The 24770-nt window shown below is 39.7% G+C and carries 20 protein-coding genes; 19 read left to right on the forward strand and 1 reads right to left on the reverse strand.

Features of this window, described 5'->3' with window-relative positions; translation table 11 throughout:
* Window positions 1-92: 92 nt before the first annotated feature.
* Window positions 93-2855: an XrtA/PEP-CTERM system TPR-repeat protein PrsT gene (gene prsT, locus MHM87_RS04700; RefSeq protein WP_343213312.1), complete on the reverse strand. Its 2763-nt coding sequence runs from the start codon at window positions 2853-2855 to the stop codon at window positions 93-95.
* A 247-nt stretch (window positions 2856-3102) separates the two neighbouring features.
* Here prsT and MHM87_RS04705 point away from each other — a divergent pair, with 247 nt between their 5' ends.
* The 19 genes from MHM87_RS04705 to MHM87_RS04795 all read left to right on the forward strand — a co-directional run bounded on the left by MHM87_RS04705 (window position 3103) and on the right by MHM87_RS04795 (window position 24635).
* Window positions 3103-4230, forward strand: a complete 1128-nt coding sequence (locus MHM87_RS04705; protein WP_239257886.1) for a PEP-CTERM sorting domain-containing protein — start codon at window positions 3103-3105, stop codon at window positions 4228-4230.
* 192 nt (window positions 4231-4422) lie between these two features.
* Window positions 4423-5541, forward strand: a complete 1119-nt coding sequence (locus tag MHM87_RS04710) for a GNAT family N-acetyltransferase (protein ID WP_239257990.1) — start codon at window positions 4423-4425, stop codon at window positions 5539-5541.
* Entirely contained in the window at window positions 5528-7006 is a 1479-nt protein-coding gene (locus MHM87_RS04715) for an oligosaccharide flippase family protein (RefSeq protein ID WP_275443156.1), read from the forward strand. The genes MHM87_RS04710 and MHM87_RS04715 overlap by 14 nt, the downstream gene beginning before the upstream one ends.
* The gene (gene gmhB, locus MHM87_RS04720; protein ID WP_239257888.1) at window positions 6993-7559 is read left to right on the forward strand and encodes a D-glycero-beta-D-manno-heptose 1,7-bisphosphate 7-phosphatase; all 567 of its coding nucleotides are present in this window, start codon (window positions 6993-6995) and stop codon (window positions 7557-7559) included. Before MHM87_RS04715 ends, gmhB begins: the two co-directional genes overlap by 14 nt.
* Window position 7560: 1 nt before the next feature.
* Entirely contained in the window at window positions 7561-9339 is a 1779-nt protein-coding gene (locus MHM87_RS04725) for an ATP-grasp domain-containing protein (protein WP_239257889.1), read from the forward strand.
* Window positions 9340-9372: 33 nt separating this feature from the next.
* The gene (locus MHM87_RS04730; protein WP_239257890.1) at window positions 9373-10347 is read left to right on the forward strand and encodes a hypothetical protein; all 975 of its coding nucleotides are present in this window, start codon (window positions 9373-9375) and stop codon (window positions 10345-10347) included.
* A gap of 288 nt (window positions 10348-10635) precedes the next feature.
* Window positions 10636-11448, forward strand: coding sequence for a hypothetical protein (locus MHM87_RS04735; protein WP_239257891.1), 813 nt, complete (start codon window positions 10636-10638; stop codon window positions 11446-11448).
* Window positions 11441-12430 carry a glycosyltransferase family 2 protein gene (locus tag MHM87_RS04740; RefSeq protein ID WP_239257892.1) on the forward strand — a complete coding sequence of 330 codons (990 nt, stop codon included), beginning with the start codon at window positions 11441-11443 and terminating at the stop codon, window positions 12428-12430. The genes MHM87_RS04735 and MHM87_RS04740 overlap by 8 nt, the downstream gene beginning before the upstream one ends.
* A gap of 9 nt (window positions 12431-12439) precedes the next feature.
* Entirely contained in the window at window positions 12440-13426 is a 987-nt protein-coding gene (locus MHM87_RS04745; protein WP_239257893.1) for a glycosyltransferase family 2 protein, read from the forward strand.
* A complete protein-coding gene (locus MHM87_RS04750) occupies window positions 13426-14643 on the forward strand; it encodes a glycosyltransferase (protein WP_239257894.1) in 1218 nt (405 codons plus the stop codon). Before MHM87_RS04745 ends, MHM87_RS04750 begins: the two co-directional genes overlap by 1 nt.
* Window positions 14640-15629, forward strand: coding sequence for a glycosyltransferase family 4 protein (locus MHM87_RS04755; RefSeq protein WP_239257895.1), 990 nt, complete (start codon window positions 14640-14642; stop codon window positions 15627-15629). The genes MHM87_RS04750 and MHM87_RS04755 overlap by 4 nt, the downstream gene beginning before the upstream one ends.
* Window positions 15626-16759: a glycosyltransferase gene (locus MHM87_RS04760; RefSeq protein ID WP_239257896.1), complete on the forward strand. Its 1134-nt coding sequence runs from the start codon at window positions 15626-15628 to the stop codon at window positions 16757-16759. Before MHM87_RS04755 ends, MHM87_RS04760 begins: the two co-directional genes overlap by 4 nt.
* Before the next feature lies 1 nt (window position 16760).
* A complete protein-coding gene (locus MHM87_RS19960) occupies window positions 16761-17903 on the forward strand; it encodes a glycosyltransferase (protein ID WP_239257897.1) in 1143 nt (380 codons plus the stop codon).
* A 236-nt stretch (window positions 17904-18139) separates the two neighbouring features.
* Entirely contained in the window at window positions 18140-19222 is a 1083-nt protein-coding gene (locus MHM87_RS04770; RefSeq protein ID WP_239257898.1) for a DegT/DnrJ/EryC1/StrS family aminotransferase, read from the forward strand.
* Window positions 19223-19281: 59 nt separating this feature from the next.
* A complete protein-coding gene (locus tag MHM87_RS04775) occupies window positions 19282-19971 on the forward strand; it encodes a WbqC family protein (RefSeq protein WP_239257899.1) in 690 nt (229 codons plus the stop codon).
* Window positions 19972-20946: a hypothetical protein gene (locus MHM87_RS04780; protein ID WP_239257900.1), complete on the forward strand. Its 975-nt coding sequence runs from the start codon at window positions 19972-19974 to the stop codon at window positions 20944-20946.
* Window positions 20943-21908, forward strand: coding sequence for a sulfotransferase (locus MHM87_RS04785; RefSeq protein ID WP_239257901.1), 966 nt, complete (start codon window positions 20943-20945; stop codon window positions 21906-21908). The genes MHM87_RS04780 and MHM87_RS04785 overlap by 4 nt, the downstream gene beginning before the upstream one ends.
* 224 nt (window positions 21909-22132) lie before the next feature.
* Window positions 22133-23578 (forward strand): lipopolysaccharide biosynthesis protein, encoded by a 1446-nt coding sequence (locus MHM87_RS04790; protein WP_239257902.1) that lies wholly within the window; start codon window positions 22133-22135, stop codon window positions 23576-23578.
* A 4-nt stretch (window positions 23579-23582) separates the two neighbouring features.
* The gene (locus MHM87_RS04795) at window positions 23583-24635 is read left to right on the forward strand and encodes a glycosyltransferase (RefSeq protein WP_239257903.1); all 1053 of its coding nucleotides are present in this window, start codon (window positions 23583-23585) and stop codon (window positions 24633-24635) included.
* Window positions 24636-24770: the final 135 nt, after the last annotated feature.

Genomic DNA, 24770 nt, shown 5'->3' on the forward strand with positions numbered 1-24770 from the left:
CAAACTGAGCCTAAATTAACCTGGCATAAGGCTTCGTGTATCTACTACACCGCAACACCAAAAGTTACTCGATATACACTACTCTTGTATGGTTATGAGCCTTGTTTTTCTAATCCCTCTTTCATAGCCGTAAAAAGAGGGTTGTTTCGATAATAAGCATCTAAAGCTTTTGACCTAACGATGCTTCGAGCCTCTGACAAATTCCCCATTTTAATTAGGGTATCAATTTTATTAATTAAAATGGTGACAGACTTTGGTTTTTCGTTGAGTGCACGGTTAAAGAACCCTAATGCTGTTTTAAATTCTCGTTTTTTTGCATGAATAAGCCCCATTGTGTCTAGTAACTCTGCACTATTAGGGTAGAACTCTAAGCCATTTTGCGCAAAACGCATTGCTTCGCCGAGCTCATTCCTCTGTAAGTTGATCCATGCTAAATTTCCTAATGCAACTTGGCTTTCGGGGGCTTTCGATAGAATGTACTTGTATTGAACTTCTGATACTTCAGGCTCCACAGTCAAAAAGTCATTTGCATAAATCAATCTAAGTTTTAAATCATCTGGCTTATGTTCGATATACTGCTCGTAAACTTGTCGTAAACCTACCCAATCAATTAGTGATTTATAGTATTTGGCCAGTAAAAGCGTTCCCTCAATATGTCCTTTAACTTCGGCTACTTTTTGTAGTTTCTTCTCGCCTTCCTTATATTCGCCTAACGCAAAGTGATTAGCTCCCTTGATAGCGAGATATTCGGTGCTTTCTTTTGTTGAGTTTTCCAAAGACGCTAGCACTGTTTTAGCTTTACTTGGTTGTTCAGTGAAGTTTAAAAACTTCGCATTCAACAGCTTAAATCGGTCGGATTTAGGCCACAATTTCAATGCCTCTACTGATGTAGCTAACGCGCTTCTCCAAGTCTTCATCAAGTCTTGCACCATAATTAGGCGAAGATAGGGTAACTCAGAATTTTTATTGTGGTTACTCCAGCGCCTGAAGACTCTCTCAGCATTGGTTAATTCCCCTAATGCCGTTAACGAGTCTCCATACAATAGATAAAAGTAATCTGGCACTTTTTCGTTTTCAAAATCCTGTAATACATTTACAACATCAGACGGACGCTTTAAACCTTTTAACACGTTCGCGTGCAACATCGCATATCTAAGATCTTTTCTGTTTAACTCGAATGCAGCCGCAGTGAACTTAACAATATCTCTTTCGTTTGCTCCACTAGCTTGCATTAAAGCTTGTAGACCGGGTAAATATGAGGGATTACTTGTTAGCAATTTGTTTAATAGAGCAACTTCTTTTTCAAAATCTCCATCTTGCTTCGCTTGAAAGGCTAACAATTCGAGCGAGGCCGGATTGTTAGGCTCTAGCTCTTTTGCAAATTCTAGTAATTCAAAAGCTCTCTCCTCATTACCCAACGCTATGTGCGCTTTTGCGCCCAAATTCAGAGGCGCTACGTCGTCTGGCGAAGCTTTCAACCAAAGTTCAGATAATTCCGCTAGGCTCCCATAATCTTCATCCAACAAATAGCCCGCTGCCAGAGATAATTTTGAGGCGCGATCGGTTTCTCCATCTCTTACTGCAGCTTCAAGATTTTCAACTCCCCCCTGCAGGTTGTTAAAGACTTGTAGTGCGCCTAACTTAGCTTGTAATTTTGAAGATTCTTCAGCATAAGGCGCAAACAAATCAATCATTTGCACCGCATCGGCTTTTCTGTTGCTCAAACTCATTTTCATTGCGGCTATTGCATACAACTCTGACTCATCACTGCTAAGCGACTCAATAGTTAAAAAGCTATCTTTGGCTTCAGGTAAATAGCCTAATCTCAATTCGAGAATAGCAATTAATTTTAAAGCTGGATGTGTAGGCGGCAATACATCTTTAAGAGGAGATAGGTATTTAAATGCTACCTCATCATTTTCGAGATAAGCATTACTTAGGCCAGCAATAAATTTAGCTTGAAGCAAGCCAAGATCGGACTGTACAGCAACCTCAGCATAATCAGCAGCACTCTTAAAATCTTTACGCCTAAAGTGCTCTTCGGCTAACAGCATGTTTACAACTGGTGAGCGAGGGAACTTAGCGTAAAGTTGCTGTATTTCACTAGAGACTGCACTAATTTTGTCTGCACTTGAGGACGCAATCACATAATAAAGTAAGGCTTCATTATCTTGAGGCGCTAAATCTATTAGCGCTCTGTAAAAATGTCTTGCATCATTAAATTTGCCAGCTTGCAGATTCAGCGCACCCATGAGCTCTAAGATATCTCTGTTTTCGCTATTGCTTTTGTTTAGTATCTCAAGTTTTCTAAGTGCTTCATTTATATCTTTTTGGTCTGCTAATGTTTTCATAACGCTCAACAAACCAGCGTACGAATCTTTGTTCTGCTCTTCTATAACAATGTTGTCAATAAGGCTTTTAAAAGCAGTCTGTTCACCTGTTCGCAGCAACATTGCCGAACGGTAGAAAACAGCTTGGTAATAAAAGGGAGAGTTAGGTGAAGCGTTATCAACAACCTTGTCTAATTCAACATAATTCTCCGATTCAAAGTACGCTTTTAACAAAGGTTCAATAAACTCTGACGGTACGTCCTCGAAGTTCGGGTAGGCACGTTCGAATTCTTTAACCGCAGATTCATAAGCCCCCATTTTATAGTAAGCAAAGGCTAAAAGCTCTCGTGCTTCTAACTCGTTATTCTGAGCTAAATAGGTTTTAAAATGAATTACCGCCTCGTCGTAATTCTCTTGCGCCATTGCCTGTATTGCTTTTTCTTTGCTTAAAGTATTTTCCACGTCCATGCACGCACTGCTCACGGTAAGTGATGCTGCAACAAGACCAAATTTTATAACATTCACAATTGCGTCCTTTCGTTGAATAAGATGAGGATCGGAGATTCAAATCTATTTGAACCTCAAATCTTTTGCAACCATTTACAACCTTTCACTTACAATATGTCCGTATTTTTTACATCATTTGGAATGAAACAAAAATAATCCTTAAATATCAGAATGTTAAGATGTGGCACCAAAAATGCTTGGTCACATACGAAAGTTTAACGCAATTAATACCCCCCTGCGTAGTCGACGTAAAATGAGGTACAGGATGAAAGATTTAGTAAAAATTAGCGCGTTATCGGGCTTACTGCTTAGCACAACAGTTCTTGCAGGTCCGTTTAATATCGATGCCGGTGACAATAATGGACCAGCGGTTCAAATTGGTTCGGGGCAAACAATTGAATCTGTTGGACAGTGCACAACAGCGGGAGGCACCGTCACTACCATTCCTGGTGCATCTTTTTGTTCAGGATACTCACTATCCCAGAAAGCAATAAATGTCAGTAACTTAGGCTTCCAGATCAATGAAGCCACGTCAGTTTATTACGACGTACAAGCGCCAGGTGCAACATCAAATGTAGGCGTTGGCGACTTTTTCACCGATACTGGCCGTGGTGAATATATCACGCTAGAGGGTGGCCCAGATTTAAGTGAAAATGGTTATGGCGACAAAGATACATGGGCGCTCACGTTTGATTACTCACTTTACGGGTTTGTTATCGAAAACGGTGGTCAGCTTGCAGGTGCAATCACTGGTGGTTTCATCAATATTTTTTACAACGATCTAACAGCGTCAGACGGTTTAAAACAAGGGTTAGGTGATGACACTACGCAAGTCCTTAGCGTAGCAATTAGTGGCTCAAATGGTCCTCTTTCAACTAGTATTGGTTTGAATTTGGACGGCATGATAGACTACTCTCCAGCTGCAAATGGTGGTGTAGACGTTGGCAATAGTTTTGTCACGGATTTCTTTAATTTTGCCAAGCCTCAGTCGGTTGGTGGTGTATCAAGCACTAACTTCTATGAGTTATGGGTTGCAGGCATGTCTGTTTTGCCAAATGAATTTATAGATACGTTAGCAGTGACGACACTTAACGGCCTTGCAGATAGCGCTTTAGATGACGTATCCAATATAAGTTATGGCGCATCGTCGAACATAAATATTGATACCAATGAATATACTGCGGTTCAAAATGGGATTCTAGAAGAAAGCATCAGCTCAGTCTATGGAGTTAGCGCTGCTACATTGCTAGGTGGTAACTATGCCACTGGACAACGCACTGGTGAGAACCTCAGTGGTAACCTTTCTTTTGCTGTAGTACCTGCACCTTCTTCATTGGCATTATTTGCCCTTAGTATTTTTGGACTTGTGGCCTTTGGTCGCAAAAAGAAATAACTTTTCTTTTAATTAGAAAATAGCCACAACGAATGTGGCTATTTTTTTATGTATAAGTCTATTGATTTCAATCATGCATCCATCTAACAGAAAGCGTAAATTTACTAGCGACTGTCATTGCCTAATGTCGCTAATATCTCTAAACTTTACTGACGACCAAATGGAACTGTTAAGCAAAAGACTGCACATTTGATGAACGCTCTTGTTGTAAAAACAAATAAACTAGAAAAAGATCAATTACCGGCAATAGCAGTGGAATGGAATCGGCTAGAAAAACTTTCCAGTAAAAGTTTTTTTACCAGTTGGCGATGGATTGGTTGCTGGTTGAAAATGATTAATTACAAGTCAAACGTGATTACTGTTTTCGATAAAGAAGAACTTGTTGGTTTAGCTTTTTTTAATCAGCATAAAGAGCAACGCACTGTTTATTCTACAAATCAGTTATGGATCAACAGAACCGGAGAACGTACTAAGGATCAGATTTGGTCTGAATATAATGATATATTGTGCCCCAGAGGCAGAGAATGGGCAGTTCGAACTGCTGTACTCGAGCATTTAACCAAAAAACTTCCAGAAATGGACGAATTCGTTCTAGGAGTGAGTAGAGAAGAAATTTCTGAAACTCCCTGCCCCTCGTCTTTATTTCCTCGCACTATTTGGGAAACTGAAAGCTACTCGACTCAATTAACGCCCGAATTTTACAATCTTGACAACTATCTAGCTACACTATCCAAAAACACAAGACATCAAATCCGTCGCTCTTTAAAGCTACTACAACAGCGTGGCGTTGTGTCTCTCAAACGTGCCAACTCATTAAAAGAAGCTTGCTCTATGTTAGAGCATGCAGGGGAGTTACATCGCCAGCGTTGGTGTGGAACAAAAAGCGGCTTTAATAATCCTTTCTTCCTTGAGTTTCACAACGAGTTGATAAAACGTAATTTCTACAGCGGTTGCATTGATATTATTTGCCTACTGGTTGGTGAAGAGCCCATTTGTTATCTTTATAATTTTGTACACGATGATTATGTGTACTTTTACCTATCAGGTATAAAGTACGAGCGCGATAATAGGATAAAGCCTGGTTTAGTAGCTCATGCTCAGGCTATATCAATGTATGCTAGAGAAGAGCGCAAAACATATGACTTTATGGGTGGCAGAGGTCAGTACAAAGCGTCTCTATGTAACCACCGTGAACACCTAGTCATTACTAGTTTTCAAAGAAAACGCCCATTGCTTCTTCTAAAACATTGGGTAAATGAAGCAAAATTATACTGGAGTCCTTCGGGTACATTTCTTAATGAGCGAGAGTAGTTTACTAATAAGAAGCTCATCGTGGGTGTTAGCTGTGGCTTGGTTTAACCGCTTTTTGGGGTTTGCTTCTGTTTTCGCCCTTGCAAGGCTCCTCAGCCCTGAAGACTTTGGCGCATTCGCCATATTACTGCTTGTTGTGCAACTCGCTAGTGTGCTGACAGACATCGGCGTTGAACAATATTACATTCAACAACCACATGTTACGCGAGCAGACTTAAATTCATGCTGGACACTGAATTTACTGGTAAAAGCCTCTTTGACTTTTGCGCTCGTTATTTCATCCCCAGTAATATTAGCGTTTTTTGAGCGTGAAACGTACCTTATAGCTATGATAGTGATGAGCTTTCTCCCTCTGATAAATGCGCTAGGCAACGGGTATATCATTCATCTAAAACGGAGTATGGCATTTCACCGTTTCGTTAAGCTTGCTGCATTTGGACAAATACTAGGCAGCGTTACCTCAATAGCTATTGCTTGGTATTTTGAAAGTTACTGGGCATTAGTTGTCGGCATGTTAATAAATGCCATATCGCAATCTCTAATGAGTTATTTTTTGCTTTCCGAGCGCACAGTATTCAGCTTCGAACAATTTGGCAAACTATGGTTATTTGGAAAATGGTTATTGTTAAGAAATGCTGTTGCGCACGTACGTGCCAAGTTTGATGTCTGGTTTGCTGCAGGCATGTTTAACTTATCTAATGTGGGAGGCTACAATACGATAAAAGACGTAGCTATGCTTCCCTCTAGAGAAATAGTAGGTCCTTTACTCCAAGTTTTCTTCTCTTTTATGTCGCAAGATAACAGAGCGAAAACAAGTTTTGAGCGAATTTATGCTACGTGCCTCGCTATGCTGCTTTTATGCTCTCCTATGGCCGTCGGCCTATATTTGATCGCTGAAGACGTGACGCTAATTTTACTTGGGGAGCAATGGGTAAAATACGCGCCAGTATTAGCCAATTTGGCAATACTCATATTAAGTGCCACTGCCGGAGACTTTGCTAGCGATGCGTTAGTATCGAAGGGAATGGTAAAACATGTTTTTGCTTATGACCTACTTACCCTACTGACAACTTTGCTTTTCTTATTATTTACTTATCAGTTGTTAACGTCTCCAAGCTCACTATCAGTGTTTAGGGCGATATTAAGTATTTTCATGTTCAGTTCCAGCATACTTTGGCTCTACTTTAGTTTAAAATTAAACGCACTGCGTTTAGTTAGAATGTTTAGTGGAGCGGCGCTGTGTGCTTCTTTTATGGCAGTTTGCGTATTCATAGTGAAATCAGCAATAGATGAAACATTTACTCGAGCCGTAGCCTGTGTTTTCGCTGGTGTAATGAGTTATCTTGCTGCTTTGTATGTGACTACGGCGCTTCCTGTTTTTGCACATCAAGAGCAACTTCTTCTAAAAAAAGCAACTAGCGATTTAAAAACAAGGCTTCTGGCAAGGCACCATGATGGAACGTAAACATAAAGCCATATTTTTGGATAGAGATGGCGTGATAAATAAAGAAGTAAACTATTTACATAGAATAGAAGACTTTACCTTCACTCACAACTGTATAATTGCCATAAAAATGCTTCGCGAAGCAGGCTATAAAATTCTTATAGTAACGAACCAAGCTGGAATTGGGCGGGGGTATTATACCGAAGCTGATTTGAACAAATTGATGCATTGGCTAAAAATCGAACTTCAAAAAAATGGTGCCGATCTCGATGACTATGCTTTTTGCCCTCATCATCCCACCGACGCAATTGGAAAATATAAAAGACACTGCAAATGCAGAAAGCCTGAACCTGGTATGCTTTTATCTTTGATAGAAAAGCACGGCGTAGATGTTGCAAATAGCATTATGGTGGGCGATAAATTCAGCGACTTAGAAGCTGCGCAGGCAGCAGGTATCCAAAAGCACATATTGGTAAAGACAGGACATGAATTCGATGAAAATAACGTGCCCAGTCAGTGGCATATTTTTGAAAGTCTGCATTCCTTTGCGCTCCATTTGACAAAGGAAAAATAAGGTGATTCGTTTACTTGCTCGAAAGCGCGTGCTTGTTTTAGGTGAAGACACCAGAAGCTTTCTTTCTGTTATTCGCTCTCTAGGTGAAGCGGGTATGGTAGTTGATGTTGTCACACTTATAAACACTACCCCTACCCTGTCATCAAAGTGGATAAACAAGATTTTCAAGCTTAATTATCAAGCATACTCACAAAACGATTGGCAAACGACATTATCTAGAATAATCGATAGTGGAAACTATGATTTAGTTATTCCTTGTGATGAACGCTCTCTATACCCACTCCTTGATATTAAAGAGACAACGCTTTCAGATACTATTTTTGCCATACCTGAACGCGACATATTGGGCCCCTTATTTGACAAAGAGCAAACTAAACAGCTTGCACAACAGCTTGGTATTAGCGTCGCACGGGGTGAACGCATTGACCTTAACGATACTTCGCCTAAGAAACTGATTGACGAGTTTGGCCTCCCAGTAGTCCTAAAGCCATCAATGTCATATGAAAGCGAGCAGCTTAATCATAGAAATAGCGTAATGATTGCTTGGTCAGCAGAAGATATTGAGACATTTAAACAATCCAACTCCCAGTGTTTGATAGAAGAGTATTTTGATGGTACTGGTATGGGGGTGTCGGTTTTTTCATCCAAAGGAAAAATTCGCGCCGCCTTTGCGCATAGAAGGGTCTCGGAGCCTGAAAAAGGTGGCGGTAGCTCTTACCGCAAAGCATGGCCCTTATCTCCAGATATGCTAGATGCTTGTCAAAAGATATGCGTAAACTTGAACTACACTGGCGTTGGAATGTTTGAATTCAAATACAACGACGCCACCCACCGCTGGATCTTAATTGAAATAAATGCCCGTTTTTGGGGCAGCTTACCCCTTGCTATTTTCGCAGGTGTTGACTTCCCCAAGTTGCTTGCCATACATCTTTTAACAGATCAAAGGCCATACAAACTGACCTATAATTTAAAAGCCCATGCTAGAAGCCTGACGTCTGATTTTTACGATATGAAAGCCAGTTTCGACGCAAAGCGTCAAACAATGGGCAATATAAAAGCACTTTTCAATACGCTACCACGTCTAACAAGTTTCTTACGCTTATTAACCGGTAACGACACTATAGATTCTTTCCACTGGAAGGATAAAGCGCCTTTCTACGTTGAATTAAAGCAATTATTTGGCGACAAATTACACCAACTAGTTACTTTCAATAAAGTTGGGGGGTTAACCTCTGTAGGTTGTAAAACACTATCATGTGCCCCGTTAGACGAAATACTCGTAATCTGCTACGGGAACATTATGCGTTCCCCATTTGCCGTTGCGCTTATTAAAAGGGCACTTGAAAAACACAATATCAATATCGAAGTTAAGGGTGCAGGTTTTCACCAAAATTCAGGAAGAAGTTCGCCTGAGCGCTGTATTGTTCAAGCTCAAAGGTGGGGTATTGACCTTAGTTATCACCGCTCGGTATGGCTATCACAAGCAATGATAAAATCGCGGGGGCAGCTGATTGTTTATTTTGACCTAAAACACCGCTATTTACTTGAAAGTTATTATGAAAATTACAATGCGATTAACCTTGCTCATTTCGTTCCTAAACCGAAAGGACCTCTACGAGAAATAGCCGATCCCTATGATGAAAGCGAAGAAGCGCTACGTGTATGCTATGAAAATATCGACAATGCTGTAGATGCACTTATTGCACAGATCATAAAATGTGGGTTAATTAGAACGAACAAACACGATTCTACGCGTGATAGTTTAGTGTCTACTCATTGAGCATATTAGAATGGAATTAAATGGGGATATTGGATGGCGCGCTGGCAGATAAACCTCGCATTCGGGTCTTCAACTGGACTTAAGCAGGACGCTAAAATAATTGCAAACATTGTTAATGCGCATTTTCCGAATATAAAAATTCGCGAGTTTGATGGAACCAAGCATAAGCTTATGAATGGTTTGATATTGCTTGAAAAGTTACTTAGCACCTTAGTGTTGCAAAAAAAACAAATGACCTTTCACATAGAAGAAGTGTATAAGGAAGTTGCTTTTTATTCCGCCTATAATGCGCTTTTTCCCAACCAAGAATGGCTAAGAAGTGGCACGCAAGCCGCAATAACTGAAAAAATACATATATTTTGTAAAACCCATTATGCTGTTGAGCAACTTCAGAAGCGCTGGCCTCATTGTGAATTTACTGGCTTCACCTCAATTGATTATTTTTCTCCAGCTGCACGCAAAGATTTTAGTATGTTTTTGCACGTCGCTGGAAAAAGCGAGCAAAAAGGCACCTTACCATTGCTTAAAGCGTGGCATAAAAACCCACAATGGCCACAGCTTTTTGTTGTAAGCAGACAGCCTGAGCACGCGTCTTTCTCGGGAAACAACGTAAAAGTAATCAGCGAATTTTTACCACAAAAAGAGCTAACCTTGTTAATGAACAGGTGTGGAATACACCTTTGCCCCTCTGAAGCAGAAGGATTTGGTCACAGTATTAATGAGGCATTATCGACAGGTTCCGTCATAGCCGTCACCGATGCTGCACCTATGAATGAGTTTGGTGACGAACCTTTTTTATTCAACGTTTCTGAGCGCGCTTCACGCTACATGAGCAGCTTAAATAGATGCTCTGTAAACGATATAGAGAATACAATAGAACGCATTCTTGCCGCTGACTATCATGTTTTAGAAACCATGGGCTCTCGAAATAGAACGCGTTACTTAGAAACAAAAAAGTCATTTGAAAACAGATTGATAAATAAGCTAAAAGAGGTTTTTGCCCAGTAGAACGATATCCTGGCTCATCGCTCCAAAATATACAGTACTCTGGAGTCCGAACGCTTTACTACTATTTAAAGAATAGATACGATTACAGTTCATTTAGATATACGGAATTAAACTAACGTGAACGTTGGCAAAGTATGCCCTCCCAAATTAGCAATAGTCATTCACACGGAAGAAGAGTTTGACTGGAATGCCGACTTCAATGTTAATTCAACTGCGGTTACCCATGGTAACGAGTTGTTTGATTTTGTTAAGCGCCTTTCAGAGCATGGCGCAAAAAGCACCCTTGCTATGGACTATGCCTTTGTGAACAGTAAACAGGGCAAAGCGTGCATAACTAAAATAAAGCAAGATGAAAAAACATTTAAAAGCATTGAATTTGCAGCTCATTTACATCCTTGGGTGAATCCTCCTTGGGGGGCAGGAGAAAAAGACACCATTCAAGAGCCACTGTCATACCCTGGCAACCTGCCCTATGAGCAAGAATTCGCAAAACTTAGCTCTTTAACTGAAAAAATCAAAACAGAAACAAATTCCTCGCCATTAACTTACCTAGCAGGCCGATACGGTATAGGTAAAAATACAGACAAAATACTTAAACAACTTGGGTATGCCGTGGACGTTAGCATTAGCCCGTTCGCTGACTTTAGGCATCAGCACGGCCCAGATTTTCGTAAATACAATAACAACACCACTTTAAAAGACGGTTTGCTTCATTGGCCGCATACTAGCGCGGTTGTCTCACCATTTAGTTTTGTCCGTAAAGTATTTAATTCATCTCCTTCAGCTTATTCATCATCTGCGTTAACAATGCGGCTTTTTAAAAAGCTGACAAGAGCAAGATTACACCGATTATCGCCAGAAGGTTTTTCATTGAGCGATATGCAAAATGTCACCAGATATCAATATGCTTTAGGCCAGCAATGTTTTATATTGTCTTTTCACTCTCCGAGTGTTAAACGTGGACTAACGCCGTATGTAACAAGTACCAAACAGCTAGAAGAATTTAATGAAAAAACATTTAAATTCGTAAACTGGTTTAAAACTTCAATGAACGGCGAATTTATAACTGTGAAGGAACACCCTCAGGTACAACATGACTAGCGTAGAAGACGAGCTGTTTTTCAGCGTTATAATACCTACACGAAATAGGGTTAAGCTATTTAAAAAGGCGCTAGATTCTGTGCTTGCGCAGAGCTTTACCAACTTCGAAGTAATTGTAGTTAACGACGGGTCTGATGCGCCTTCACTTGAGGAATACAAGCAGCTAGAAAAAAACACACCATCTAACGTAAAGTTTCGCTATCAAGTAAAACGCCCTAATGGCCATGGTCAAAGCTATTCCATGAATACTGGCGCGTTAGTGGGGAAAGGCAAATATCTGTGTTTTTTAGATGATGATGATGAATGGATAGATAAAGAGCACCTTACCCGCGCCCACACAAGCATAAGTGAAAGCGTAAAAGAAGTTGACGCTTACTATACAAACCAAAAAGCCGTATATGTTGATGGGGTAGTAAAAGAAGGCCCCATTTGGTTAGATGACCTACCTGAGCAACTTATCAATAAGCCCACTGACTCTCAAGGGAGCATTAAATTAAGCATTGAAGAGCTCTTGCGCAGCCATGGCTTTGCACACTTGAATTGTTCTATAGTAAGGCGAGAGTTATACCTTGAAATAAAGGGAATGGACGAAAATATTCGCTGGGAGTGTGACCGCGATCTGTATCTTCGTACTCTAGATAGTGCACAAACTTTACTTTATAACCCTAGCTACATTGCACTGCACCTTATCCCCGATACCAGCAAAAAAGAAAACATGACCACTATGGTAAATATGCTGGAAAAACGGCTATACCAGGTCACGGTCTATCAAAAAGGTACCCTATTATCGAAACGCAAAGCCGTGCGCAGTTATTGCCGCGCGAGCCTAGGCTTTATTTTTCAACACATTACGCACGAATTACTTTCAACTAATAGAACAAAAGACGCCGCAGTATACGCCAGTAAAGCACTGGCCTGCCGATTTAGCATAAAGTGGTTCATACGAACTTATTGGCTGAAAATAAAAGCAATGCTTAGCTAAGTGGAAATTATGAAATTAATTATTCAAATACCTTGCTACAACGAAGAACATACGTTACCCCAAACCGTGAAGGACTTACCGGAACATATTGATGGTATTGACGTTATCGAATACATGATAATTGATGACGGTTCTACCGATAATACCGTTGAGGTAGCGAAATCGCTTGGTGTGCACCATATAATAAAAAATAAAAATAACAGAGGGCTTGCACGCACCTTCCGCAAAGGCATAGACGAATGTTTGAAACGTGGCGCTGACATTATTGTCAATACTGACGGTGATAATCAGTATGCAGGCTGGGATATCGCTAAGCTTGTTGTTCCGGTACTTGAAGGCAAAGCCGACGTAGTAGTAGGTGACAGAAACACGCAAGATATTCAACACTTCTCGCCGCTTAAAAAGTTGTTACAGAAAGTGGGCAGCTATGTGGTAAAGAAGGTGTCGGGCGTTGAAGTACCCGATGCGGTAAGCGGTTTTCGTGCCTACAGCAGAGAAGCAGCACTGCAGCTTAATATCATAAGCCCTTTTAGCTATACCATTGAAGCGCTCATTCAATCAGGTAAAAAGCACATGGCTGTTACCCATGTTCCCGTAGAGACCAATGCAAAAACCAGAGAGTCTCGCCTTTTTACCAGCATTCCTAAATTTATAGAACGCCAATTGACCACCATAGTACGCATGTACACTATGTATCAACCGTTAAGAGTTTTTGTGCTAATTGGCGCAATAATTACCTTAATTGGCATTATACCCATTATACGCTTTCTTATTTTTTACATGATGGGTGACGGCAATGGCCACATTCAGTCTTTGATATTGGGTGGAATACTTACCTTATTGGGCATAATTACATTTTTGATTGCTATATTAGCTGACCTTATTAACTTTAACCGCCAGCTTATAGAGCAAATGCTAGAAAAAGTGCGGCGGATGGAGCTACAAATGCTCGATGACAAGCAAGAACGTGATATTGAGCGCAATTCTAAGCCCTAATGAAAATTTTAATCGTTACCTCTAACTACCCAAGGTGGCCTGGCGATAGCACTACGCCGTTCGTTCATAACTTTGCCCGTGAATTGGTAAACCAAGGGGTAAAAGTAAGGGTGTTAGCGCCGCACTTTGAAGGAGCTAAACGCAAAGATATTATGGACGGTGTGGAAATTCGCCGTTTTCGGTATTGGCTGCCTGAATCTGGTCAAACAGTATGTTACCAAGGTGGCGCGCTCGGGAATTTAAAGAAAAGCTGGGTTAATAAGCTTAAGTTACCTATTTTAGTGGTTTGTGAACTGTTTTTTACGCTACTACAAACATTATCATGGAAGCCTGATTGGATTAACTCGCACTGGCTTATTCCACAAGGTTTCGCTTGTGCGCTCGTAAGTAAGGTAACGAGAACAAAGCATGTGGCCACCATTCACGGTAGTGATGTGATGGCACTTGATAGTAAGTTATTGAGAAAGTTCAAAGCGTTCACTTTGCAGTGCGCAGACATAGTAACGGTAAATAGCTCTGTCACAAGAGCAAAAACACAAGAAATCTCCCAAAAGAACTCACACAAACTAATGCCATTGCCAACCGGCATATTGCCTGTCCCACCTTTTAAAGTTGAAGACGTAATTAAGTTGCGCACCTCGCTCATAGGTGAAAACAAAAGTGGTAAGAAATTACTTCTTTTCGTTGGGAGATTGAATGAAGAAAAGGGAGTTTCAGAGCTACTTGAAGCTACAAAAATACTGATTGGTGAAGGTCTTGACCTCGCTCTAGTGTTAGTTGGCATAGGCCACGAAGAGAATATTTTTAAGCAACAAGCAGTACGGCTAGGTATTAACGAAAGCGTGAATTTTGTTGGTTGGGTAGAGAGCAAAGATATCTATAGATACTATGCTGCTGCTGATGTTTTTGTGGGCCCGTCGAAACGTTCGTCATCAGGTGGAGTGGAGGCGCAAGGGCTCACATTTGCAGAGGCCATGCTTGCTGGTTGCAAGGTCGTGGGAACCAATAGTGGAGGCATACCAGACGCCGTTATAGATGGAAAAACCGGATGGTTAGCGGAGCCAGGTGATGCCCTAGACCTCTCAAAAAAAATTAAACTAGCACTAGAACATGAAGATCGGCATTGGATAGAACAAGCAGAGACTTTTTCTCGAAACAATTTTTTGGTGACGGCAACAGTTAGCAAGTTTTTGCAATATATAGAAGGACGAAGATGAAATTTTGGTTACCTCATACTATTGGCAATAGTGGAAGCGATGTGTCCATTCACCAATTAGCTGATTGTTTGAAAAGGCTTGGTCATGAAGCTGAGGTGACAAGTTACCCTTACTTTTACCAATACTGCCCTCACTTACTAAAAGGTAAGGCGGCTCCAGCAAACACTGACTGTGTTATCGGGAATTCATGGAACGCCTTTGCATTTAAAAGAGCTGGTATTCCTTTACTTACCGTCGAGCGTCTCTTCGTTCTAGACCCAGAGTACAGCAAGTATAAATCTCACGCTCAGAAGATATTTCACAACACATTGTTAAAGCGTTGGCTCTATAAAAGTTATACTGAATCAGATGTAAACATAGCGCTTAGCCAAAACTCGGCTGACGCGCTAACAAGCTACTTCCCAGATATTAAACCAAACGTTATATTAAACGCCGTAAACACACAATTTTTCGCTCCAGCTGCAAAAGAAACCAAAAATGCTACAGAATTTAGGCTTTTGTATGTAGGCAATATTTCGAAAAGAAAAGGCTGCGACATGCTTCCAGCAATTCTTGATGGGACTTCAGAAAATGTGCACCTTTACTACACTGCAGATAGAGACCCTAGCAAAACGATTTCACACTCAAGAGCACATTGCTTAGGTCGCCTAACGTTAGACCAAGTTAAACGAGAATATCAGAAAGCCGACGCAACTATTTTACCCTCGCGCCTTGAAGGCTTGCCAAGAGCCGTAATGGAGTCAATTTCCTGTGGTACGCCAGTGATATCCAGCTCAGCATCTTCTCTTCCTGAAATTGTAAAAGAAAATGTATCTGGCATACCTTGTGAAACAGACAACCCACTGTCTTACGCTACTGCAATAAACAAACTTGCTAACGATGCTAGTTTTACAAATATGCTGGAACAAAATTGCCGCGCCTTTGCTCTGGAATACCTGGACTTGGACAAGATGGTTCAGCAATACGTAAACCTTGTTTCGAGTTGAAGAAAAGCATGGAAAACAAGAGAATTAAAGTAATGTTTTTGGTAGGTAGTTTAGGAACTGGCGGAGCAGAACGATTCGTCGCCAATGCTGCGATAAACCTAGACAAGTCACAATTTGAGGTGCTAGTTGCGCTGTATCGTGATGATCGACAATATGCAATACCGAAAGACGTAAAGGTAAAAATACTCGGCAAATACAAACCTATTGACAATTTAAAAGCCGTTTGGCGTTTTAAAAAGTGGATAGATAGCGAGAAACCAGATGTGGTTTTAAGCGCATGGTCTGTTCCGAACATTTTTACTTCAGAAACTTTAAGGTGGACTAAACACAAGCCCAAATGGATTGCGAGGATTGCTAACGACCCTACGAAGCAAGAGCTTGGCCTTTATGGCAGATGGGCCGCTATGAGCTATAGAAAGGCCGATAAAATCATTTGTGTTGCTAATGGGTTGAAGGATACATTTGTAGAAAAATACCCATTCTGTGCAAATAAAACCGACGTGTTATTAAACGCGGTAGATGCTGAAACGATAAACAATAAAGCTAATGAGCATGTTGTTTTGGAACCTAAAATACAGGCTGCGATAGACAACAATAGACAGATCATCATGGCTGTGGGACGTTTAGAGCCTCAAAAACGCTTTGATCTGCTTATTGAAGCCCATAGCCGATTAGACTCTTCAAATCGCCCGCTATTAGTCATAATGGGAGAAGGTAGCCTTAGAGGTGAATTAGAGAACCAAATAAAGGAGAAACAAACATCTGATGATGTTTTATTGCCAGGCTTTGTCGAGAACCCTCATGCTCGATTAAAACATGCGACTGTGTTTGTATTGTGTAGCGATTATGAAGGGATGAGTAATGCGCTTTTAGAAGCGCAAGCATTAGGTTTGCCTACTATTGCAACGGATTGTCCATTTGGCTGTTCAGAGATTATTGAGCATGGGTATAATGGCTTTTTAGTTAGTACTAATTCCGATGTTCAACTGAACAAATGGCTAGCAACCCTGCTGCAATCGCAAAAAACACGTACAAACTTTACAACCAACGCCCGTGAAAATGTTGTACACCAATTTTCAATAGAAAGAAGTGTAAATAACCTAGAAACACTACTTAAAAAGACTTTTTAATGTGAATAGTATACTTTTTGATCTAGCCGCAACACAACCAGACGACCAAGGGTCTGTTCATGGCGGGGGCATCTACGCTGAAGTGGTATTCCATAAACTTCTTGAACTTAAAAAAAATTCAGATGTTATTGAGGTCTATTATTTTAAAAATAAAAGGCTACCTAATGAGATCATAGAAACCCTAGAAAATGCAAAGATTAAGAGGCATGAAATAAACAAGCTCTCTGAACTTCAAAAGATATTAGACATGGGGAAATATAATGTATTGTATTCAGCGCTCCCTTACTCTATGCCAAGAGATCTTGATTTTAAAGCTACGCGGTTTGTACAAACTATTCATGGGCTACGTCCGATAGAACAACCGTCTGACTCACAACAAAAGTTTTATTTAAATAGCTTCACTCAATTCAAACGGTGGGTTCGAGGAGTGTTGTTACGGTCCTTTACTGTAAAAAAACATATAGATAACTTTAATAGTCTAATTAATATCTCCAACAGTAGCATCTGGGTCGTATCGAATCATACAAAGTCTAGCCTTTTGAAACACCTGCCTGATGCAAATTCAAAAAAAATAAGAGTGGCATACAGCCCCCTTATGGAAAAGCACTTTGAAAGCGAACTTACTCCCCCTATTCCGGAGGATTATTTTTTAATAATCAATGCTAACCGTTGGATTAAAAACTCCAGACGAGGCATCCTTGCAGTTCAAAAATTCTTTAAAAAACATCCTGATAGCAAGACCAAAGTCATTGTCTTAGGCGCAAAGCCCCTGCCCAATATGCTTAAACTTGATGAACGCTTTATTGTCAAGGGGTACGTTTCGAGGCATGACTTAGAGTGCCATTTAAAATTCGCAAAAGCACTTATATACCCGACCCTGAATGAGGGTTTTGGTTACCCTCCATTGGAGGCAATGAAATATGAAACCCCCGTAATTGCAAGTGACATTTGTTCTGTACCTGAAGTTTGTGGGTCTGCTGCTATTTATGTCAACCCTTTCAGTGTTGAATCTATTGCTGAAGGTATAGAACGCTTGGGATCACACGAAAGTATGGGTCTAAAGCAATACACAAAAATCAAAAAGCTACAGGATGAAATGTTGTTGTGGCTTTGCAATGATATTCTGTCACAACATAAGCCTTAGACTTTACGAATTAGGTAGTATGGTCTTGCCACAACTTCTATCAATAGAGCTGAAAATACAAGACGTTAAATCTTGTTCAAATGAATCGCACTTCATTTTTGAGTTTTTATTTAGTATTTAAAAGGGTTGAAAGTCTTGAACTTGAAAAGTGTTGTAATACTGATCGTAAAACAGGCAGAATAGACGATGATAAGCGGTATTGGATTGACGAGAACTTAACGAGCTTAGTAGATTAAATGATTGCACTGAATAGCCCCCTCAAGCCTGACTTGAAAAGATTGAATCAATATTTAGAAACAATAAATGAAAGGGGTTGGTTTACTAATTTCGGCCCTCTGCATGATGAGCTGACAGAAAGATTGCAAGACTACCTTGGTGTTGAAAATTTACTTTTAGTCGCGAATGGTACAATCGCATTACAATTAGCTGGAAGGGCTCTTGGAGTAGATAACCTAATCACTACACCTTTCAGCTTTGTAGCTACGACAAGTGCATTTCAATGGCAAAAAGACACACTCTCCTTTGCCGATATCGATCGCAAAAGCTATAACTTGTGTCCAAATTCTGCTCGTTCGGCAATCGTTCAAGATGAGAGCATAAATGCTGTTTTAGCGACCCACGTCTATGGTAACCCATGCGATGTGGAAAATTTTGACTCTCTCAGCAAAGAAAAAAATGTAAAAGTCATCTACGACGCAGCCCACACTTTCGGCGTTAACGTTGGAAACAAATCAGTGTTAAGTTTCGGAGATGCTAGTACTTTGAGTTTTCACGCAACAAAAGTTTTTCATACAGTTGAAGGGGGAGCGATAGTCTTCAAAAGTAAAGAGAGCTATGAAAAAGCTAAACACATGATCAATTTTGGTATAGACCCAAGCAACGGTATAGTAGAGACTGGCATTAATGGAAAGCTAAGTGAATACCAAGCCGCTGTAGGTTTAGTAAACTTAGATAAAATGGACAATGTTTTGGAGCATAGGGCCGAGCTTTTTCAGCTATACTCCTTTGGCTTGAAAGACTTGATGGAATTACCAACATGGCATTCTAATGCTAACTTTAACGGCGCTTACATGCCTGTGAAACTAGAAAATCGCAAGAAAGCCAAGCAGCTAATTAGCAAATTAGCAGAGGAAGGTATTCAAAGCAGAGCGTATTTTTCACCTTCCTTGGATTCTGTTTTTTCTAATTGCAAAAATCACGGCACCGAGAATTCAGATGAAGTTGTAAATGGTATTCTTTGTTTACCCTTACATTTTCACATGACTAAAAAAAACATCAGCAGTGTAATTGAAGCTATTAAACGGTCAGGGACCATATAGGCCGCTGGAACGATGATTACATACAAACCCGCTTTTAGTTTAGAGATGTTGATAGCTTTATGATACTAGCAGTTATGCAACCCTACCTTTTTCCTTACTTGGGATATTACCAACTCACGAAACATTGCGATAAATTTGTTTTCTACGATGATGTCAATTTTATAAAAGGTGGATACATTAATCGAAACAACATACTAGCCAATAATAAGAAACAGCTATTTACTATCCCCGTAGAGAAAGCGTCGAGCAATAGTAAAATTAAAGATTTACACTTTGTAACTAATCGCAAGAAAATAATTAAGACCATTGAGCAAAATTACAGCAAAGCTCCCCTCTTCTCAGAGGTTATGCCAATTTTGGACAATGTATTTAACTCTCAAGAAACCCATGTTGCAAGACTATGCATGGCCTCAGTAACAAGCGTGTTTGACTATCTTGGCATAGAATTAGACTGCTGTTTATCTAGCGAATTGGATTACAATAAACACGTAAACGCTGCCGAAAAACTCTATTCCATGTGTGATTTTTTTGGTGCTGGTACATACTGCAATATGGAAAATGGCAGAGCTTTATACAGTAAAAATGAATTTAAGCGTCGTAACATAGATTTGCAGTTCTTAGCCATGGAGGAATTTAGCTATCCTCAAGGCACTCATGATTTCGTTAGCCATCTTTCAATAATAGACGTCCTGATGTGGAATTCAAAAAAAGATATTCTCAGATTATTAGATAGGTACCGGATTTCCTGAATGACTCAGTTCGCAAATGGCATAGGTGGTTATGGAGAACTTGAATTACCTTTCTATAATCACCCCTTACACGAAGAAGCTTATTCATTTCAATCAGCAAGAGCAGCTCTATTTTGTTTTCTTAAGCACACCCCTGTTGAAACAGTGCTGTTACCTGATTACATCTGTGACAGTCTTTACCCAATATTTGAGAATTTACAAATCAAAGTAAATTCCTATGCTATCAATGAAGCGCTTACCGCCCCTACTAACATCTCAGTAGGTTCTAATGAAATGATGCTAATTGTTAACTATTTTGGTATTTGTAGAGAGGCCATAAATAGGTTTCTGAGAGATAGCGGAATTCCTACAGAAAAAATAATAGTTGATAATTCGCAAGCTCTATTTGAGCCCGTTGGAAGATGTGCCGCGACAATTTATTCACCGCGTAAGTTTTTAGGTATCCCTGACGGCGCTTTTTTATATACAGATTCAGATATAACAACTCCAAGTGAGACTTTCCAAGCAACGGATTATGTAGGTCACCTTTTAGAGAGGAGCGCTGGAAAAATATATTCGGGTTATCAAAAATTTCTTGAAGCTGAACATTCTTTGACCGACTTTTTACCCAAAAAAATGTCTGATGTTTCAAAAAGGCTTATTCAATCTTATGACTTAGAGAGCGTTAAGGCGAAAAGGTTGCATCACTTCAATCAACTACAATGTGCCTTTCAAGATATTAACTTAAATCCAGTTTTCAAACTAGAAAGCGAAATTCCGTTGTGTTTTCCACTTAAAATCGACAAATGCGTAACAAGAATGTGCCAAGAGCTCATTAAATCTAACATCTATTTACCTAGATATTGGCCCAACTTGAACGCCAAGGCTCAGGCAAGCCTATGGTTTTCAAACACTTTATTTTTACCTGTAGACCACAGATTAGATGAGACTAAGCTAAACTTCCTTATTCTGAAAGTACGTGAATTACTAAAATGAAATTGACAGAACTAGAACTAATTACAGAATTAAACAGGGTGCTGGAAAAGGTACAAATTGATATCAACAAAGAATCTCCCACCTCGTGCTTGCCTAAAACCTTCATAGTCGGTTGCCCTCGAAGTGGCACAACTGCTCTACTGCAGTATCTAGCAAACACCGGCACATGGACTTATCCCACCAATTTTCTAACGAGATTCGTCCACTCGACATACGTAGGTTCGCTTGTTCAAGAGGTGTTATTTAACTCCAAACATGGCCTTATTGAACAAGACAAAGCTATCGATTTTAAGTCAGACTATGGAAGGAGTTCGGGTGTATTAAATGCAAATGAGTTTTTTCATTTCTTTAGGCGATTTTTCCCAACAATCGAAATACGACACTTAGACGAAGAAAATTTACGACAGGTTGATATAAACTCGTTAACAAACGAAATAGAAACTCTTTGCCAGCTAACTCAGAAGCCGTTTCTCGCTAAGGGGCTAATGTTTCAGTACAATTTGTCATACTTTCACCAGTACCTTCCAAATAGTGTATTTGTTTACGTTAAGAGAGAAGATGAGTTTGTAATGCAATCAATATACAAAGCCCGTGTTCAAGAGTTGGGAAACCTCAACCAGTGGTGGTCAGCAAAACCGGCAGAATACGCTTGGCTAAAGAATAAAACCCCTGAAGAACAGATCGCAGGTCAGGTTCACTTTACAAATCAAGCTATTGAAATGGGGCTGAAAGATATTCCATTGGCCAACAAGCTAGAAATTAAATATGAAGACTTTGTATCAAACCCGCGTCAAGTATATGTCAATTTACTGAGTAAATACCACGCACTGGGGAATCCAATTACAGAAAGCGACTTGCCACAAGGTTCTTCGCTAGTCAATGCAAACAAAAGGTCGTTGAGTAAAGAAACATTAGACAAAATGCTAGGGTATCTAGAGTTGTTTAAGGGCTTAAATGTGTAGAAATATATTAGGAAATGAAAACAAAAACTCTTTACAAAAAAGCATACTGCTTTGCAACGACCCAAGCGTTTATAAGCTTCGTTGCATAAATTTACTGCGCGCGTCCAATGACTAACTAAAACGTTAAATTAACTGATATTGCCGTCTTGATGAAGCTCAACTATAGAACTTCCATGTTTTTAGATTAAGTCAGGATTTCCATAGTTTGGTACACAGGAGTTAAATTGAGCAACCTTAAAAAGCAAGGACTCAGAGCACTAATTTGGGACTTAGTGGGAAAGCTTTCTAGTCAGGGCGTGAGTTTTATAGTTACTATTGTGCTCGCGCGTCTATTAGATCCAAGTGATTTTGGTTTGATAGCAATGATTATGGTAGTTGTGGGCATGGCGCAAGTGTTCACTGATATAGGGCTAGGGGGAGCACTAATACAGAAAAATGATGTCAGCCAGACGCATTATTCATCAGTATTTTTTTTCAATTTATCTGTCGCAAGCCTTCTCTCGCTATTAATGTTCATATTTGCCGAGAACATTGCAACCTTCTATAATTTAGAGCAATTGCTAACACTAATTAAAGTTGTTTGCGTTATTTTCATCTTTAACGCACTAGGCAGTGTACAAATAGCAAGACTACGAAAACAACTTAATTATGCTTTGATAGCTAAAGCAGGTGTTATTTCATCAGTTTTTAGCGGTTTCGTGGGCATAGCAATGGCTACCTACGAGTTTGGGGTTTGGAGTTTGGTTGCTCAAATCCTTTCCCAAAGTTTGCTTAACAGTATGTTGCTTTGGTTATTTTCACGTTGGCGCCCTGCATATAGTTTTTCGATTCAAAGTCTGAAAGAGCTTTGGACCTTTGGATTCAGGATGTTCTTATCAGGCCTGCTAGATGCTATCTATAGTCGCCTTGATTACTTAATTATTGGTAAGATATTTCCCCCAGTAACATTAGGCTATTTTCAGCGCGCTAAGCAATTCAATTCATTAATAATTCAATACACTTCCGGAAGCTTAATGTCTGTTTTGTTTCCTGTTTTAAGTCAAATTAAGAATAACTTACCTAGATTTCAGGTCGTTATTTTGAATGCACTGCACGTACTAAGCTTTGTTACTTTTCTTTTGTTGGGTGGCCTATATTTATTAGCTGAAGAAGTAGTTTTGTTTTTATTTACAGAGAAGTGGCTCCCCACAGTTCATTACATGAAACTTTTACTACTTAGTGGCTTTGGATACCCTTTGGGCGCTTTGCTGGTCAACATACTTAGCAGTAGAGGAAACTCAAAAGCATTTTTGAAGCTGGAACTTATAAAAAAAGCAGTGCACACAATTAACTTTATCAACGCAATTTACTTCGGTTTAAATTCTTATTTATATGGACTTGTCATAACAACCATCATTGGTATTTCACTGAATGTGACATTTGCGGCACGCGAGATCCAGCTGCCAAGCCTAAGCTTTTTTAAACCCATAATAGTTCAAATGGCGGTATGCTGTGTGGGAGTAACTGCCACGCTTTTTGTCAACGATTTTGTTGCCAAGGGGTATTTAATAGCATTTTTTTTAAAGGGCTTTACATTTTTCATACTGTTCTTGGGGTTAAACTTTATTTTTAGGACTAAAAGCTATGAAGTCATTTGTGAAAAAGTTTCAACAATTATCATAAGGAACTAAAACGTTGTTAGACATCAACACCGTAAAGCTTCGTAAAGAAAGCGAAATCATTGCGAGCTGGGAAAACAAGGACAACCCATTAGTTTCCATCGTTTGCCATTCATTCCAACATGAGCCTTACATCGAAACTGCGATCATTGGCTTTTTAATGCAAGAAACTACATTTGCATTTGAGATAATCATTCATGATGACGCCTCGACTGACGACTCGCCAAACATCATCCAAAAGTACAAGAGTCTATATCCCAATATTGTTTTTCCAATACTGCAGAGCGAGAACCAATACAGCAAAAACAGAAAACCATCAAGTTTTACATTTAGAAGGGCAAATGGCAGATATGTTGCTCTTTGTGAAGGCGACGACTACTGGATCGACCCAAATAAACTACAGAGCCAATACGAAGCACTTGAAAAAAATAATCAAGTTAATCTGAGCATACATGACGCATTTTCTATAAACCAGGAGAGTGGGGGGTTGGTAAATAAGTTCCCTTCACGTAAAGCCGAAGAGTACATAATCCCTTTTAAGGATGTATTCACTACAACAGGGCAATTCTCACCAACAGCTTCAATGATGATGAGAACCGAGTTTGTAAAAAACCTTCCAGATTTCTTTTTTGAGGCACCGATTGGAGACTTTTTTCTTGAAGTGTTATGCGGCCGAGAAGGCATTCTTTATCTACCTCAAAAAATGAGCGTATACAGGTGCGCTGCTGTTGGTTCTTGGTCCAATAATGTACTAGAGATTGTCGACAAAAGAATAAACATGTATAAAAAGTATCTGCAATCATTACAAGCATTAGAGGCATATTTAAGTGAAAGCGAGAGAAAATTAGTGAAGTATAAAAAGCAAATAATCTATCACAACTTAGCTTTATCTTATGCGAACAGGAAGAACACAGGCTTAGCAATACAGTGCTTTGTCAAATCATTTCAAGGCCAGACTCGAATTAGCTTTAAGTTTTTCTTTATACTTGAGTTACTCGGCCTTGGTAAAGATAAGAGAAAAGCTACAAGGGGACATCTAAATTCGTTGCTCAAACGTCTAAAAAAATGACTCTTATAACAAAAAGGCCGCTGTTATTAGCTGGTGTTCATACAGAAAAACTCTTTCAGTAACCAGCTTGAAAAAACTTGTTAGGTATTCAGAATACTCTTGAAATTTAGATTGTATGAACATCGATCATAAAAA

The organism is Alteromonas sp. Cnat3-28 (assembly GCF_022348265.1).
Taxonomy (GTDB): domain Bacteria; phylum Pseudomonadota; class Gammaproteobacteria; order Enterobacterales; family Alteromonadaceae; genus Alteromonas; species Alteromonas macleodii.